11 protein-coding genes are annotated in these 16863 nt (G+C 39.0%); 8 read left to right on the forward strand and 3 right to left on the reverse strand.

The features are described 5' to 3' along the window. Positions 1 to 157 precede the first annotated feature (157 nt). Positions 158 to 502 carry a hypothetical protein gene (locus tag H4J65_RS08545; protein ID WP_182197535.1) on the reverse strand — a complete coding sequence of 115 codons (345 nt, stop codon included), beginning with the start codon at positions 500 to 502 and terminating at the stop codon, positions 158 to 160. A gap of 325 nt (positions 503 to 827) precedes the next feature. On the opposite strand from H4J65_RS08545, the gene H4J65_RS08550 reads away from it, so the two are divergent. The 4 genes from H4J65_RS08550 to H4J65_RS08565 all read left to right on the forward strand — a co-directional run bounded on the left by H4J65_RS08550 (position 828) and on the right by H4J65_RS08565 (position 6815). Next, on the forward strand, positions 828 to 1748 hold the full coding sequence (locus H4J65_RS08550) for a PHB depolymerase family esterase (RefSeq protein WP_182197537.1): 921 nt from the start codon (positions 828 to 830) through the stop codon (positions 1746 to 1748). 215 nt (positions 1749 to 1963) lie between these two features. Continuing rightward, positions 1964 to 4237 (forward strand): TonB-dependent receptor, encoded by a 2274-nt coding sequence (locus tag H4J65_RS08555; RefSeq protein ID WP_182197539.1) that lies wholly within the window; start codon positions 1964 to 1966, stop codon positions 4235 to 4237. 189 nt (positions 4238 to 4426) lie between these two features. Then, on the forward strand, positions 4427 to 5095 hold the full coding sequence (locus H4J65_RS08560) for a response regulator transcription factor (RefSeq protein ID WP_182197542.1): 669 nt from the start codon (positions 4427 to 4429) through the stop codon (positions 5093 to 5095). Positions 5096 to 5390: 295 nt separating this feature from the next. After that, positions 5391 to 6815, forward strand: a complete 1425-nt coding sequence (locus H4J65_RS08565; RefSeq protein ID WP_182197545.1) for an OmpA family protein — start codon at positions 5391 to 5393, stop codon at positions 6813 to 6815. Positions 6816 to 7284: 469 nt separating this feature from the next. On the opposite strand, the gene H4J65_RS08570 is transcribed toward H4J65_RS08565, so the two are convergent. Beyond that, on the reverse strand, positions 7285 to 10785 hold the full coding sequence (locus H4J65_RS08570) for a PAS-domain containing protein (protein ID WP_404851944.1): 3501 nt from the start codon (positions 10783 to 10785) through the stop codon (positions 7285 to 7287). A gap of 157 nt (positions 10786 to 10942) precedes the next feature. Between H4J65_RS08570 and H4J65_RS08575 the strand changes: the two genes are divergently transcribed. Beyond that, complete coding sequence (locus tag H4J65_RS08575; protein ID WP_182197558.1) at positions 10943 to 12127, forward strand: MFS transporter; 1185 nt, start codon at positions 10943 to 10945, stop codon at positions 12125 to 12127. 1 nt (position 12128) lies between these two features. After that, positions 12129 to 13097 carry an alpha/beta hydrolase gene (locus H4J65_RS08580; protein ID WP_182197560.1) on the forward strand — a complete coding sequence of 323 codons (969 nt, stop codon included), beginning with the start codon at positions 12129 to 12131 and terminating at the stop codon, positions 13095 to 13097. A gap of 265 nt (positions 13098 to 13362) precedes the next feature. Here the strand turns inward: H4J65_RS08580 and H4J65_RS08585 are convergent, their stop codons facing one another. Further along, a complete protein-coding gene (locus H4J65_RS08585; protein ID WP_182197562.1) occupies positions 13363 to 14079 on the reverse strand; it encodes an SIMPL domain-containing protein in 717 nt (238 codons plus the stop codon). Between the two features lie 315 nt (positions 14080 to 14394). On the opposite strand from H4J65_RS08585, the gene H4J65_RS08590 reads away from it, so the two are divergent. After that, complete coding sequence (locus H4J65_RS08590; RefSeq protein WP_182197564.1) at positions 14395 to 15210, forward strand: mechanosensitive ion channel family protein; 816 nt, start codon at positions 14395 to 14397, stop codon at positions 15208 to 15210. A 191-nt stretch (positions 15211 to 15401) separates the two neighbouring features. Continuing rightward, complete coding sequence (locus H4J65_RS08595; protein ID WP_182197566.1) at positions 15402 to 16595, forward strand: serine hydrolase; 1194 nt, start codon at positions 15402 to 15404, stop codon at positions 16593 to 16595. The last annotated feature ends 268 nt before the right edge of the window (positions 16596 to 16863 follow it).

Genomic DNA, 16863 nt, shown 5'->3' on the forward strand with positions numbered 1-16863 from the left:
TTATGACACAACGGTTCAGTATTCAGCAACAATATATTGCACAGAGTAACTCTTGATATTTGATTGAACATCAGTAAACAGCTTTAACAGAGCGCTTGGTGGGTAAGTGGCAGATAAGTGCTAGGTAGGTTCATCATAATAAATAGCTTATTAAATCTCACACACTCAAGAGTTTTATTGTTACATAGAGCAGTGCTAAGCTGATAAAAATGAAAACGATTGCGGCTAATTTAAATATACTTTTTGCGAGCCAATGTTTCATCCGGGCAAACCAACCTTTGGGCATATTGTCAATATTTGGCGTATTAACTAATAAACCTAATATCGCACTTAATAACAAGCTCCATGTAGCTAATAACAAACTCGGTACACCATAGCTATTTTGCTCAGCAATCGAGCCATTAAGAAACAAAATCACAATAAACACCAGGCAGGCAACAAAGGCAAAATTTAATAACGGCTTGATAATAAACAAACGCTGCGCCAACTTCTTAACTGTCATACTTTATGCCTCTTTAACTTAGTTTTAATGTCACTTTAATTAAATCTCACTTAACTTTCATGTCACTTTCATATTAGGTTCATGTGATTAGCCACACAGTCATAGCCTAGTGTGATTATCTCGACAGCTTAACGTTTTTGCCCGCAGACTCAAACCACTAGTTTTATTATTTACACTCATTATCAGTACTTTTTCTGGACCTAAAGTAGCATTCTACAACTTGGTTTTATAAGCCATGCTGCTAAGCTGAAATGATTTTATTGGCCTCTTGATTGTACGCTTTTATTTTTTACTTTTTGATTTTTTACTATGGAGGAAATTTAACATGACTAAATATTTATCGATGTTTATCATCATTGCCATCAGCTTGTTAAGTGCTAGCAGCCTAGCTAAGCCAACGGCATTAATTGGATTTGGCCTTAATCCTGGTGAGCTAAGCGCCAGTTATTTTCAAGGCGCTAAAGACAATAAAAACCTTATTGTTTTGTTACACGGTTGTGCTCAACAAGGGCAAGTGCTCGCACAGCAAACTGGCTTAATGGCTTTAGCAGACAAAAAACAATTTTCGCTACTGATTCCACAGCAAAGCCAAGACAATAATATTCAAGGTTGCTTCAATTGGTTTTCTTCACAAGATATAGAGCAAAACCAAGGTGAAAGCCTGTCAATAAAAAACATGATCACGAGCGTTAATGCTGTTCATCATTTTAACAAAATTTATATTATAGGGTTATCAGCCGGTGGTGCGATGGCAAGTTCGATGTTGGTTAATTACCCACAGCTATTTACTGCTGGCGCCATTATTGCAGGCATACCCTACCCTTGCGCCCATAATTTAACCACGGCTATTGCCTGTATGCGCAGCGGCCCCTCACAAGACCCTGAGCAATTAACCCAATTAGTGCATCAAATAAACAGCTCAACAAACCATTGGCCTAAGCTGTCAATTTGGACCGGTTCTCAAGACACAGTTGTTAACCCAAAAAATTCACAACAACTTGCTATCCATTGGGCTGAACTAACTCAGTCGTCAAAACAGCCCATTATCTCAAAGCACCCGGGCTATAAAGTTAGCCAATGGCAAGGGCAAAACAAGCAAGTGAATGTCGAACTCATTGAGATTGAAAATATGGGCCATGGCATTGCGGTAGCGCCACAGAAAGTTGATGGCGGCAGTGAAGCACCGTTTGTCATTAACACCTCTATTAGCACCGTATTGTACTTACTCGAGGCTTGGGAGCTATAAATGCTTAGCTATTTCGCTAACACTAGGCTGTAGCAATAAATAAAATTATATTTAACAGCTTTAATTACAGTCACTTAAATACGAATACCGACGACATACTACTATAGTACAAATTGTCATCTGGAAAATTTACTATAAAGTTTTAAGCACACTAATGAAGAAATAAAAACCGCGCACATTAGCGATTAATTAGATTTAAAACACAGGGAAATATTATGAAGCATTACAACCTAAGGCTAAGTGTTTTGGCCATCACCATTTCAGCCGCACTGACCAGTCAAAGCATCTTGGCCGCAGCAGCGAATGAACAGCTAAACAATGATCCAACATTGGAGCGGATTGAAGTCACCGCTCGAAAATCATTGGAAAGTTTACAATCTGTACCTGTCGCAATCACTTCTATTGGCGCTGAACAATTAGCACAAAATGGCATTAGTGTGATGACAGAAGTTCAACAGTTCTCACCGAATACGACTTTACAGGCCAGTCGTGGTACTAACTCAACCTTAACGGCTTTTATTCGTGGTGTTGGTCAAGATGATCCACTTTGGGGCTATGAACCTGGTGTCGGCATTTATATTGATGATGTTTATATTGCCCGTCCACAGGGAGCCGTATTAGATATTCTTGATGTTGAACGTATTGAAGTATTACGAGGTCCTCAAGGTAGTTTATATGGTAAAAACACGATTGGTGGTGCGATTAAATATGTCACTAAAAAAATGTCTGGTGATGTAGAACTTGATCTTACAGGAACCTTTGGTACTTACGATCGTAAAGATTATAAAGTTGCGGGTAAAATTCCAGTGATAGCTGATAAATTATATGTTGGCTTTGCTTTGGCTGATCTAAAAAGAGGTGGTTATGGGGAGTTTTTACAATCCGCCTTACCGGGTCAAAACTTAGAGAACTACAATAAAGATATTTTTGCTGGTCGACTTACCATTGAGTTCGAGCCAACAGAAGATTTATTCTTACGTTTTAATTATGATAAAACCATCGACGACTCAAATGCTAAAGGTGGCTATCGTTTATTGCCAAGCATAGTAACTAATGCGCCAGTACCCAATAGTGTTTATGATTCTTACACCAGTATGCCTACGTGGAATAGTGTTGAGTCAGAAGGCTTTAGCCTAACAGCTGAATATATGATCAATGATACTTGGTCAGTTAAATCAATCACCTCAAGCCGAGATAATTATTCAAAAACAAATATTGATTTTGATAATACCGCCGAGCGTATTTTTGATGTCCCTGCCATTTATGATGATGAACAATTTACGCAAGAATTTCAGCTAAACTATAACTCAGATAATTTAAACTTTGTCTCTGGTCTCTACTACTTTGATGGTGAATCATGTGGCCACTTCGACGCTATTTTAGAAAATTTCGGCAAGTCTTTGGCTTTACCTGGGCTAACTCGAGAAGTAACGGGTTGTAATAACAGTGAAAGCTATGCTGTTTATGCTCAAGGTTCCTACAATATTACCGATAAATTCTCCATGACCTTAGGTGCGCGTTATACCAAAGAAGAAAAAATAGCTAAGGTTAATAATGATGTGGCATTTGAAACAGTTTACCCCGAAAGTGGCTGGGTACCCGGTTATGAACGTGGTGATGTTCAATTCCCTGAAGTGCTTAATGATAAAGAAGATTGGTCGCGCTTTACCCCGCGTGTAGGCGCAGAATATCAATACTCAGACGACATGATGTTTTTTGCAAGTTATTCGCAAGGCTTTAAATCAGGTACTTTTAATCCAAGAGCCAGTGGTCCAGAGCCAGCAGTAGATCCAGAAGTGGTAGATTCATTTGAAGTTGGCCTAAAAAGTGAGTGGAATAATAATTTAAGGGTAAATGCGACAGCCTTCTATCTTGATCATAAAGACAGACAATTTGTTACGGTATTACCCACAGCAGACAACAGTGCATTAAGTCAACGTTTAGGTAATATAGGCACCTCGACAGCATCAGGTTTAGAGTTAGAAATTGAATATGCCGTAGCAGATAACTTAAATGTTTTTGCCAGTTTAGGCTTGATTGACTCATCTTTTGACGAAGTAACATCATTTGACAATGACGGTAACCAGATAGATATTAGCGATAGCTTCACTATTACGAATACGCCTGACACTACCGCTAACCTTGGTTTTACTTATAATATCGACACATCGGTTGGTAATTTTGTTGTTAATAGTAACTACTATTATCGTAGTGAGTATGACTTAAACGTTACCGAAAACCTATTAACTCAAGACGGCTATGGCCTACTTAACTTTGGCGTTAATTGGTATAGCAATAACGGAGATTGGACTGCAGCACTGCATTGGAAAAATATTACCGACAAAGAGTACTTAGTTGGTAACTACGCCTTCTTAGGCGCACAAAATAATGATGGCAGTTATCAACCTGGTTTAGGTGGAGATACCACACTGATTGGTTATTACGGGGATCCTGAAACCCTTGCATTGACCATAGGTTATAGTTTCTAAAAATCATGCTGTTTTCAACGCATAGAAAGCGCTGGTTTTTACTGGCGTTTTTTTAATAATAAAAAATTAAGCCGTCTGTTAAATTAGTTCCCGCTGAGGGAATAAAGCTAATAGACTTGATAATACGCCCATTATTTTCAGTGTATTGGGCGACCTCCTAGTGTTGTCATCATATAAAAGGCTGCTGTAATGAAGCAAGCAAAAGTAATTATCGCCGACGATCACCCCTTGTTTCGCACCGCATTAAAACAAGCCATAGTCGAATGTATTGAGGATCACGAAAGCTTAGAAGTAGACAACTTTGACGATCTACTCAAAGCGGTTACCCTTAACAACAGCTTAGAAATCGTTTTTCTAGATTTACATATGCCAGGTAATGATGGTTTTACCGGCTTAACTCAACTGCAAAACCATTTTCCTGATATTGTGGTGATCATGGTCTCATCAGACGACAATTCTGAAACCATGCAAAAAGCGATTAACTTTGGCGCAGCGGCATTTATTCCTAAATCGGCTGATTTAGCCACCATAGCACAAGCCATTGACAGCGTTTTAGCCGGGGGAATTTGGTTACCAAAAAACATCGAATTTAATGCCGACCAAAAAATAGATTTAGCGCACCAGAAACTGGCCAAACAATTAAGCCAACTTACTCCTCAGCAATACATAGTATTAACTCAAATAGCCGATGGTCAGTTAAATAAGCAAATTGCCTATGATCTCGACATCAAGGAAACCACGGTTAAAAAACATGTTTCCGCGATATTATTAAAACTAGAAGTGAATAACCGAACATTAGCTGGGCTTGCTTATCAACAACTCATGCTAAGCCCTTCACAGCATTTGAATCTGTCTTAATCGCCCTAAAACAGCGGCAAAGCTTATAAACCTCTCGCGTTTAACAACAAAGTTTTTCTCAAAATTTCCATGCTCTTTTGGCGATTTTTACTGGTTTAAATCTCTGGCGGTGCTAGTGTTAATCTAGATAAAACAGACAGTACAAGGAAATAATAACACCTGCCGCTTGGCTGTAAATTGAACAGGCTTACAGCCATATTGTAGCCGTGAGTCAAAGTAGAGGTTTAGCCATTTTTATTCGTTACTTAGCGCAAGATAAGCGCTGCAATAAATTCACTGTTAAAAGGATAATGACATGAAAGTAAAATACACAGCGGTAGCCTTACTTATCACCATTTTAAGTGGTTGTGCTACACAAAAACTCATGACTGAGCAGGAAATGTTCGTACAACACCCGACATTGGCTCAGGCTAAAACTAGCATTGAGGCGGCCGAGCGTGAAAACTTAGCACTCTACTCGCCCGTACAGTTGAAAAATGCCGAAAATATTTATCAAAACGCACTTGAACAAGCTCAAAATAGTAGCCCAAAAGTAAATGATAGTGCCAGCGAAGTTATAGCGCGTATTGAAACGGCGAAGAAACAAGCCGTAAAAGCAAAATATGTTTTTGAAGAGGTTTTCAATGCCCGAGACAGAGCGATAAGTGTCAATGCTAGCTCAGCTGCACCTGCTGCTTTTAAAAAAGCTGAAACGGAACTGGCAAAAGTATTAGCCTTACTTGAAGTTGGAGAGGATGAAAAAGCCACACGCGATGTCAATGCCTTGCGCAATCAATATTTAGACATAGAGCTAAATTCGTTAAAGCGTAATATGCTCAGTGTTGCTGAACAAGCGCTAACTAACGCCAAGAAAAATGATCTAGCTGATATAGCACCTAGCACTATGGCGATGGCAGAAGATGAATACCGCCTTGCTTTAGCGACAATAGAAGCCGATCGAACTGATACTCAAAAAGCCAACGTGCATTCTAACCGGGCAATATGGTTGGTACAAAAGGCTAAGGGCATAGTCGATATTGAAACGGCCTTTAAAAATGCCAACTTTGATGCCGAACAAAGAATTCTTTGGTATCAAGATCAACTTAGCCAAGTCGTTAAATCTATTGATACTGATGTTGGCTTCAACCGGCCAAACAAAGAAGTGGTGAATAATCTAAGTGCAGCAGTAGCAAACGTTGTTGAAGAACGTAAAACCTTGTTAACGGGGATGGAATCTGCTGAAACAAAACAAACTCAGTTAGCAAAAGATAAAGCAGAAGCTAAGATGGAATTCGAGCGGGAACAGGCGCAAAAAAGAGCGGATGATGAACGTTTCTCCAGAGTACAGTCAATGTATAACCCTGAAGAGGCCAATGTATATCGTCAGTTAAACAATGTGCTTATTCGCGCCCAAGGCTTTGCCTTTAAGTCAGGTAGTAGTGAAATAGAGTCGAGTAATTTTGTTTTACTGAATAAGATTATTGAAGCCATTAAGAACTTCCCTGGTGCTAACATCATGGTTTCAGGACATACCGATAACCTTGGTAGCGAGGAGTTGAATATGGCGCTGTCGCAAGCACGGGCCCAAACGGTTGCTAATTTTATTACCCAAGTAGGCCTTATTCCCAAAGATAAAGTAGATTCTAGTGGCTTTGGTAAAAACAAACCTGTGGCGTCAAATGAAACCGTAGAAGGTCGCGCTGAAAACAGACGAGTAGAGATATTAATCATTAATGATTAATATTAATTAGACCCGCGATAAAAGCCTGCTTAATACAATTAAGCAGGCTTTTCTTATTTGAACACTGATTATTTAAACGCTAGTTATTCGAACGCTAGTTATTTGAATAATCATAATTATCTAAAAACATAACATTTAAAATAAATAGTTAATTGAAAGGTTTTTTGTGACTGAGTTCATCTTTTCAACGCAAGCAGAAATATGCCCTTAAAACAAAGTACAGCAAGATGATTAATCTTGATGCCAACTAACTTTGCCCTTTTCTTTTTAGGACAAAATATACGCTCAGCAATAGCAGACTTTTTACTCATCAATTTTATCTCTGTAATTAAGATTATCTCGGCGATAAAATCTACATAGTGACTACGTTAACTAGCACAAAGGCTATAAAAACATCATGTAGAAAGCTTGCTTAGTCGTAACACAGAATAAGCACAGAATAAGCACAGAATAAAAAAAGCAACTCAGCTTATACCAGTAATTGCCGCATCATGCGCTTTAATGCTAATGACTTAACGGGTTTACGTAAAAACAAAAAATCAGCATCACTGGTATGTTGTCGAACACTTTCTGATGGGTCAGCAGAACAAATTATCACTGGTAGTTGCCATTGTTGTGCTCGCAACATGGCTCGCACTAAATCAACGCCATTGGTGCCATGTTCAAGGTGATAGTCAGCAATAATAATATTAGGGATAATCTCGCCATTGGCTAATGTTTGCTGGCATGACGGTTGATCATATGCAGTTAACACACAACAACCCCAATCACTAAGCTGTGAGGCCATTGCAGTTAGCATCAGTTGGTCATTATCGATCAATAATACCACCATGTTATTAAAGGATTTTTCGAGTGAACTTTCGGCTATAGCCTCCAAAATTTTATTTAACTTACCTTTATGGTGTATTTTTGCCTTAACGATGGCGGCCTCACTAGCACTGACGCGCGGTATTTCAATACTAAAACACGTACCTTTACCGAGTTGCGATTTAACCGAAATTGACAAACCGAGCAATTTTGCTATGCGCTCTGATATCGCCAAGCCTAAACCTAATCCTGGTATTTCACGGTTTTGCGCTAAACGTTCAAATTCACGAAAGATGGCTTTTTGCTGTGCTAACGCGATCCCTGGGCCGTTATCCCAAACCTCAAGCCTTATCATTGTTTTGCTGCGTCGTATCCCTAATAAAATGCGATTTTGAACCCCCGCTTTTACCCCCTGTTTATCATTGCAATAATGTACGGCGTTCGATAAAAAATTTTGTACTATTCGCCTTAGCATGCGTTTGTCAGAATGCACAACACATTGGCTAACTTGATATGAGAAACGTATGCCGGCTTGCGCGGATAAGGCCGCAAATTCATTCTTGAGTGGCTGTAATAAGTCATCAAGGGCGAATTGACTTTTTACTATTTTTTCAGAGCTACTATCTAAGCGAGAAATTTCAACTAAGTCTGACAACAAGGCTTCGACCACGTTCAATGAATCATCAATATGCTGAGCAAGTGCGGTGAGTTCCTCACCTTGTACTTTGTTTTTTAACATCGAGGTAAATAAAGATAAGGCATTAAAAGGCTGCATAAGGTCGTGACTTGCTGCCGCTAAAAATCGACTTTTACTGCTGTTGGCCGCTTCCGCTTCGGCTTTGGCGTTTTGTAATTCTTGGGTTCGGCTTGCCACACGTTTTTCAAGATTTTCGTTGGCTTTCTGTAAGGACTTTTCAGCTTCTATATGGGCGGTAATGTCTGAAAATGTACTGACAAATCCGCCAGCAGGCATCGACTGTCCACGAATTTCTAATACCATGCCATTAGGCATTTTTCGTTGAAAATGATGGCTATCACCTTTTTTCATATGCGCGATACGTTTGGTGATCATCTGCTCATTATTAACACCACCGGCAATAATGCCTCGCGCAATATTAAAATTTAACAAGGTTTCAATCGGTAGGCCGGCTTGAACAAAACCTTCAGGATAATCAAGCAATTGAATATAACGCTGATTCCACGCCACTAATCTCATATCCGCATCAACCACACTAATGCCTTGTTCAATATTTTCAACACCCGACTGTAATAACTCGCGGTTAAAACGAAACAGTTGGTTTGCTTCATCCACAATACTCACCACATCTTCAAAGGGCATTTGTGCTGACCTTGAGACCGCTTTCATGACCATACGTGTTGAGGCTGAGCCCAGCACACCAGAAAGTTGCACACGGGTATATTCAACCAGATTTACGGGCTCAACGTCAGAGGATACTTGATTGGCTTGATTAGTCTTGGCGATCAACTTAAAGGCATCAGCGGCGTTTTTATCGATAAAACGCATTAATAAACTGTAAAGGTCTTCTGTACTTAACTTACTCTCAATTTGCTGTTGAGCTTTACTAATGAAAATGTCTGCTTGTAATTTTTCACCTAGACTGCGTTGGGTCAATAATGAAACACCGACAAAACAAACGATATTGCTCATTAAGCTATAGAATACGCCATGACTGGTTAAGTCTAAAAAGTTGACGCCAAACAGCGCAGTCGGCTTTAACCAAGCAAGGCCAAAAACGCCATCTTGTACCCACACTAAATTAGGAGCTATGATGGGTAAAAGTAGGGTGAAAAACCACATCAAACTACCAATAATTAAGCCGGTTAATGCGCCTTTAGCATTCGCTTTGCGCCAGTACAAAGCGCCGATAATCGCCGGCGCAAACTGTGATAACAACACAAAGGAGAGTAAGCCAATACTGGCTAAATGACTTTGCTGATTAATACTACGTTCAAAGGCAAAGGCAAGTAACAATATGGTGATAATGGTCAGTCGGCGCTGCTTTAACAACAAGCTAGAAAATTGCGGTGCACCTTCCTTACTGAAATAGTTAAATTTTAAGGTTATTGGCGTTATAACTTCGGTTGAAATCATGGTGCTAAGCACAATAGCAGAAACAATCACCATACTGGTTGCCGCCGCTAAACCACCAATATAAACCACAATACCTAACCAAGCTTGCTGAAAAAACATCGGCAAGGTAAGCACATAAGTGTCGGCATCAACACCGCCGCCAGGAAAGGTAATTAAGCCTGCGATTGCTATGGGTAAAACAAAAATGTTAATTAAAATAAAATACAGTGGAAACAACCATCGGGCCGTTTTTAGCTCTTGTGGGTGATGGTTTTCTATCATCATCATATGAAATTGCTGTGGTAAAACAAAAATGGTTATTGCGCCTAATATCGCCTGAGTCACCGCAAGATAAACCGAATTACCGTCAGTAAATAAGCCCTGACTTTGTTGCTGAGCAGCTAAGTCGGCAAAACCATCAAAAACAAAAAACGTCGCGAAAATACCTACGGCAGTTAATGCTAATAATTTCACCACTGAGCTAAAGGCAATGGCTAACACTAAACCTTGATTTTGCTTACTAGCAGCAATTTGCCGAGTACCAAATAAGATACTGAATACAATTAATACGAGGGTAACGACAAAAGCGGTACTAATACCTGATTGAAAAGTGCCGGTGAGTAAATCAAAGCTGGTGCTAATAGCGCGTAATTGCAAGGCAATATAAGGTATGGTGCCAACTAAAGCGATTAGTGCAACACTAATCGCAATTTTAGGCGAACGGTCATAACGAAAGGCAATAAAGTCGGCAATTGAGGTCAGGTTTTGTCGCTTAATAATGTTTAACATTTTCAGCAACATTGGCCAAGCTAATACCAGACAAAGCATGGAGCCAATATAAATCGGTGCAAGCCAAGCGCCGGTGGTGGCGGCTTGACCCACTGTGCCGTAAAAAGCCCATGAGGTGCAGCTAACCGCTAAAGATAAGCTATATACCCACGGCTTACAGCGCCATTGTTCAGGCGATTGATTTTGGCCTTTATGAGCAACTAAAAACAATAGGCACAAGTAGCCAATAGAAAGAGCGGTGATCAACCACGTATCAATAGATAACCAAGCTAACAAATTCATTCCTTTGTTTTAACAATTGTATACTCGCATAACCACTTATCTCATCTAGCATATCATGCTCGTTTGTTGATGTTAGTGCACTAAGGTAGTACTTATTTCCCTAACATCCTAGGGTAATCTAACCCTTCATTATTAATCAATTTGAAAGTTATTATAGATGAAAATCACTAACAAATATTTAGTAGAAGCTATTGTTTTCTTTAGTTATGTATTATTTGCCATGGCTTGGGTCGGTGGCACCGCTAGCATGCAAAGCATTATGCTTACACTTGACGTGCATAGCTTAGCGTCAGCAAGTTTTATTAGTGGTGCCGTCACGTTAGCTAAAATTGTTGGTACTTTCATTGCGGCTTGGATAGCGATTAAACTTGGTATTAAATATGCTTTTTTTGTGGCCAGTTTATTAATCACCATCGGCTTATTAACCCCTTACGCACCAAATTATGAATGGCTGTTACTCAGTCGATTTTTAATGGGGCTGGGGGGCGCTTTTATGGTGGTGTATTTTAATCCTATCGTATTACAGTTTTTCAAAGCAGAAGAACGCTCAACCATTAATGGCATTAACGCCGTGGCTTTTAATATGGGTACAGCAATAATTTTGTGGCAAATGCAGAGTATTAATCAACTTACCGGTAGTTGGCAGAATAGTTTAACGCTATTTTCTGTGCTTAGCTTGGCGGTTGCCCTACTTTGGCTGTTGGTTAAATTTGAGCAACCATCAAGAGCAAGCAGAGATCAAAATACCTCACCAGAAAATTACACTTACTGCCAAGGCTTAACAGACCGTTTTAATTGGTTATACGGTTTAGCCTATTCAGGCATTTTAGCCTTTTATATTTGTTTATTCACCTTTTATCCCAAGGCCGGTATTGTGCAAAGTAAATGGGTGATTGGCTTTGGTATTGTCGGTACTATCTTTGGCATTATTTATAGTAAAAAAGTGCCCTTACGCTTGCCGGTTATACGTTGGTCGGGCTTAATGGTTATTATTAGCACCGCCGTATTTTCCTTTAGTGATTTATATTGGCTACAAACCTTTGCGGCTATGGTGTTAGGTTTTTTTATATTTTTGCCCGTCACCGCACTTGTTTCAATTCCACATGAGCTGCCAAAAATGACTTCCGCTCGTATCACCATTATCTTTAGTATGTTTTACTCAATTAGTTACATAATATCGACGATAATTCTCTGGGTATTCGGGCGCTTGGTCGATATTAATCAAGGTGATTACACCGGATCGTTTATTTTAATCACAGTACTGAGTTCAACCTTATTTATAGGTAGTTACTTTTTACCTGAAACCGGCCATAAAACTAAAACACTGCAACAAGGAAGTTAATATGCGAGGAAATGTATCAAAAAATTTAATACCGTTACTTGAGCAAGTTAATATCGCTATTGAGCAAGCTAAAGCAAGTAGCGCAGCATTTGAGCCAGCCGTTATTAGGCAAAATTTGGAGAATTTATCCGCCTATATGATACCAGGTCCTGAACTGGCGCTGATAGAAGACAAGATTATGACGATAAATGAGCGTAATATTGCCGCGCGAATCTATCATCCAAACCCAGAAAAAGCACTACCGGTTTTACTGCACTTTCATGGCGGTGGCCATATGTGTGGCAGCATTAATTTATATGACCCCATTAGTCGTGAACTGGCTATTGCCACCAATGCCATTGTTATTTGCATTGATTATCGCTTAGCACCAGAGCACCCTTACCCTTGTGGCTTAGACGACTGTCAATATTTGTTAGAAAATTACCCCGCGCTACTAAAAGATCACCGCCATAGCGACCAACTCTATATTGCTGGCGATAGTGCCGGTGGCGCAATTTGCACCAGTTTAGTGATGAACAACATTGACCAGCCTAATATCAAGATTGATAAACAGATATTGATCTATCCCAGTGTTGATTACACCATGAGTTGCCCGTCAATTACCGAAAATGGCCATGGTTTTCTGCTAGAGGCAGATAAAATGTATTGGTACTTTGCGCAATATTTCAATCTTAAAAATCAAAATATTGGCGAAGAAATAACTAAGCAAACAAAGACACTGATAACCAAGGCATCGCCTTTACTTGGCGTGTTTGATCGCCGAATGCCCAAAACCTTAGTCATAACCGCAGGTTGTGATCCCTTGCGAGATGAAGGCATTTTATATGCTGATAAAGCTAAAAAAGCTGGCGTAAGTGTTGAACATTATCAATTTGATGAACTGATCCACGCCTATATGTTGCTGTCAAAACTGATACCAGAGCAATACCAGCAAACTTACTTGCTGATTAAACGGTTTATTAATGAGTAAGTCACACTCTCTGTCTTGTTAATAAGTTAATAAGTTAATAAGTAATTAAACCTAACTATGCCTTGAATCAAGCAATAACTTTCATGGCATAATTCTCTTATCGGTCAGTCCGATGTGGTGAAGTTAGCTGAGCGAATAAAACATTTAATATAAGCCGATTGACTAAAAACCAACGACAAAAAAGCGACAATAGCGCTTCGTGCTAGATTGTTGTCAGTCGGTATTTACTCCATCCATGGACATTTAATCTCAACAAAAAAATGCTTTATAGCTCAAGATCAAATACCACACTAATTGACGCTGAAAAAACAATACTCTCTTGTAAATAACGCCCAGGTTTTGCGGAGCTATCAGCCATACGAACACTGGTTTTATAACCTTCATTATTAGCGCCATACCGCTGCTGAATTTGAGTTGAGTTCGCATTGATACTGTAAATTGCCCCTAAATTTACGCCAAAGGCTTTTGCCAGTGATTGGCCTCTGCTTTTCGCATCTTCAACCGCAAGCGCATTAACTTCTTGCTGTAGTTGCTTTTCGTTGGAAGATTTTAATTCGATATTGCGAATAGCATTAATTTTCACCTTTAAAGCAAAGTCCATAAAGGCATTCAACTTCGCTATATTTTCTAATGTCACTGTTAAGGTTCGCCGGGCAACATAACCTTCAATTTTATCGCGCTCATCACGGTTATAGGCGTAACGCACTTCGGTTGAAATATTTGACGCCGAGACATTTTTTTCATCAACGTCAAAGTCAGGTAATCCGTTCAATAAATTGTTTACCCGTTCATCGACTTCTTTTTTGGCCGCTAAACTGCTTTTTTGTTCACTTTCAACATGTAGATATACCACCGCAATATCTGGCATCGCCTGCATTTGTGCACTGCCCGTCACGCTAATATGCCTGTTACTGGGTAAACTGGTATTTGAAAAAGCTAAGGTAGAAAAGATAAACAGCACAACACAAATAAATAATTTCATAACATATCCTATTAAAAAGCCCTTTATACTTGCACAGTAAACACAAGCTCGGTGACTACGTTTCTAAATTTACGTTTCTAAATTTACGTTTCTAAACTTAAGTTTCTAAATTATTGGTAGTTTCTTGTAACCACACACTATTTTATGACAATATAAATGAACTTTAGCTGAACAAAATAGTTTTTGGTTTCATCATGACAAATAAATAATCAATAATTAAAGTCATATTTCACTCGATTTGTTGGGTGAAATCATCTACCGTGCACGTTTTAGCGCCAAAGTAAGTCGTTATTGTAGTAATCTACCGGGCAAAACATGATCGAATCTCTTTTAGAAAATAAATCTTTAGTCACCGCTGTATTAGCTATCGCTATTATTACGGTAAAGTTAGTTATTACACGCTTAATTAAACGTCGCGCAAAAAAGAAAAAATTAGATAAACGCTTAAGCGTTAATTTACTGAATAATCTTTTCAATTTTGCACTCATTTGTGTCGTGTTTAATATCTGGTCTGTTGAGATTCAAAAGTTTGCTTTTTCAATTGCTGCATTTGTTGTGGCAATAGTGCTTGTTACACGCGAGTTTATTCAATGCCTTATTGGCTTTATTTATGTAGTATCAAATCGTCCCTTTCGTATTGGTGATTGGATACAAGTAGGTAATTATTGCGGTGAAGTAAACTCTATTGACTGGATCAATTTAACGCTATTAGAAGTTAACATCAGTAATTATCAATTTACCGGTAAAACACTTTACATGCCCAATAATCAATTGGTGACATCGGCAATTAAAAACTTAAATTTCCTTAAACGTTACGCCGTTCATCACTTTACTATTACCCGAGATGGTAGCGTTAACCCATTTGAATTTATTGATGCGCTAAAAATCAAAGCTGACACCTATTGTGCCGACTTTAATGATGTTGCCGTAAGATATAACCAAGTGATTGAAAGTCGATTAGATATAAAAATTGCCGGACCTGATCCTCATATTGAAGTCGCCACGTCAGAGCTTGGTGATACCCAGATTATTTTCACTATTTTTTGCCCAACCGAGCGCGCCATGGAAATTGAAAATAAACTCACCGCTGATTTCATGAACTTTTGGTTTAGTGCAAAAAGTCATAACTAATGACTATGTTTTTAAAAATAAGCGCTAAGCTCGAGATACAGTTTCAGCGCTAAACGAGAAAGTCAGATCAAGATGTGCTGCGCTATAAAAATCAATACCTTAGCTAGTTCAGCCCTTATAGCGAATTAATATTACTTCTTATTTGCGCGTTAACTGGTTAGACTGACTTGTTTTTCAAATGGGTTGTCTGCATGTTTTTCCGCTTTATCGCGCTTTTTTTTACCTTGTTTTTAACATTAACCTCCTATGCTACTGACCTAAATAGCTTAAATAAAAAGTTATCGGCTAATATCGCCAGCGAATTAAAAAAATTTAGTATTCCAGGCGCAGCGTATGCCATTGTTAAAAACAATCAAGTTTTTGCCATGCAAAGCTTTGGCTATACTGATAAAGCGAAAAGCCAAAAAGTAGATCATAATACGGTGTTTCGCCTAGCCTCAGTATCTAAGCCTTTTGCCGCCACTATTACCGCGATGTTGGCACAAGAGCAGCAGCTAAACTTATCAGACCCAGTCACTAAGTATGTGCCTAACTTTGCTTTAGCCACCGAAGGCGCTGCAGACAATATTCAATTAAAACACCTGCTCAGCCATTCAAGTGGCTTGATGCCAAATTCCTACGATAACTTACTACATGAAAATTGGAGTATGGAAAAAATAATTAGTCGCTTTGATCGTATTACACCGATTTGCCAGCCAGAAAAATGTTACGGCTATCAAAATATTGCTTACGGATTTTTACAACCGGCCATTGAAGCGGTTAGTGCTAAAAGCTACGCCACTTTACTACAAGAAAGAATTTTTTCGCCCTTAAAAATGGCCAATGCCTCAGTGGGTATTGAGGTGTTTTTACAACAGCAAAACACCGCCAAGCCTCACATTCTCAGAAAACGGATAAAAACAAGCAAAAAAAATAGAGCAGGCAGAAATATCACACGCTATATTTGGCGTACAGTAGATGTTGAGCCTGACTATTATAAAGTGGCTCCCGCTGCAGGTATTAACGCCAGTATTGCTGACTTATCAAAGTGGTTAATTGCCAATTTAGGTCATAACCCTGAAACACTTTCTCCTGCACTACTGGCTGAACTTACTACACCACGTATTAAAACAAAAAAAGATTTGCGCCGCCGATATTGGCGTAAGCATTTAACTGATGCCCACTACGGATACGGCTGGCGTATTTATCAATTTGACGGTCATCCTATTATTTATCATTCTGGCTGGGTTGCTGGCTTTCGGGCCGATATTGGTTACTCGCCAGAGTTAGACATCGGCTTTGCGATTTTAATTAATGCAGAGTCAAATGTGATTAACAAAATATCGAGCAAATTTTGGTCACAAGCCCATCAATTACTTGTCAACAATGATAAAAATAAATCTTAACGTCTTACTCAGGAAGTAGCAGAATTGCGCTTTGTTGTTTGCAACTAGCTCGCTTTTAAATAATGACTTAATCTAATGCCATTTAAGTAAGTAACAAGCACTGAATTAAACTTTATCTCCAGTAAACTTCAATAGCTGAAAATAACCAAAACAGCGTCAATATACAGTTTTAATAGACTGCTTTAATAACAGAGACACTTTGCTGAAAAATCAAACATACCCGTTGCACTTTAAGGGGTTTATCAATCAAAAACCACACAACAAAACT

The organism is Colwellia sp. MB02u-9 (assembly GCF_014077085.1).
In the GTDB taxonomy this organism is placed as follows: domain Bacteria; phylum Pseudomonadota; class Gammaproteobacteria; order Enterobacterales; family Alteromonadaceae; genus Cognaticolwellia.

Bases quoted from the DNA above. Each gene is read 5' to 3' on its own strand.
- H4J65_RS08570 (WP_404851944.1), bottom strand. From the start codon at position 10,785: ATGAATTTGTTAGCTTGGTTATCTATTGATACGTGGTTGATCACCGCT.
- H4J65_RS08580 (WP_182197560.1), top strand. From the start codon at position 12,129: ATGCGAGGAAATGTATCAAAAAATTTAATACCGTTACTTGAGCAAGTT.
- H4J65_RS08560 (WP_182197542.1), top strand. From the start codon at position 4,427: ATGAAGCAAGCAAAAGTAATTATCGCCGACGATCACCCCTTGTTTCGC.
- H4J65_RS08565 (WP_182197545.1), top strand. From the start codon at position 5,391: ATGAAAGTAAAATACACAGCGGTAGCCTTACTTATCACCATTTTAAGT.
- H4J65_RS08545 (WP_182197535.1), bottom strand. From the start codon at position 502: ATGACAGTTAAGAAGTTGGCGCAGCGTTTGTTTATTATCAAGCCGTTA.
- H4J65_RS08550 (WP_182197537.1), top strand. From the start codon at position 828: ATGACTAAATATTTATCGATGTTTATCATCATTGCCATCAGCTTGTTA.
- H4J65_RS08590 (WP_182197564.1), top strand. From the start codon at position 14,395: ATGATCGAATCTCTTTTAGAAAATAAATCTTTAGTCACCGCTGTATTA.
- H4J65_RS08555 (WP_182197539.1), top strand. From the start codon at position 1,964: ATGAAGCATTACAACCTAAGGCTAAGTGTTTTGGCCATCACCATTTCA.
- H4J65_RS08575 (WP_182197558.1), top strand. From the start codon at position 10,943: ATGAAAATCACTAACAAATATTTAGTAGAAGCTATTGTTTTCTTTAGT.
- H4J65_RS08585 (WP_182197562.1), bottom strand. From the start codon at position 14,079: ATGAAATTATTTATTTGTGTTGTGCTGTTTATCTTTTCTACCTTAGCT.
- H4J65_RS08595 (WP_182197566.1), top strand. From the start codon at position 15,402: ATGTTTTTCCGCTTTATCGCGCTTTTTTTTACCTTGTTTTTAACATTA.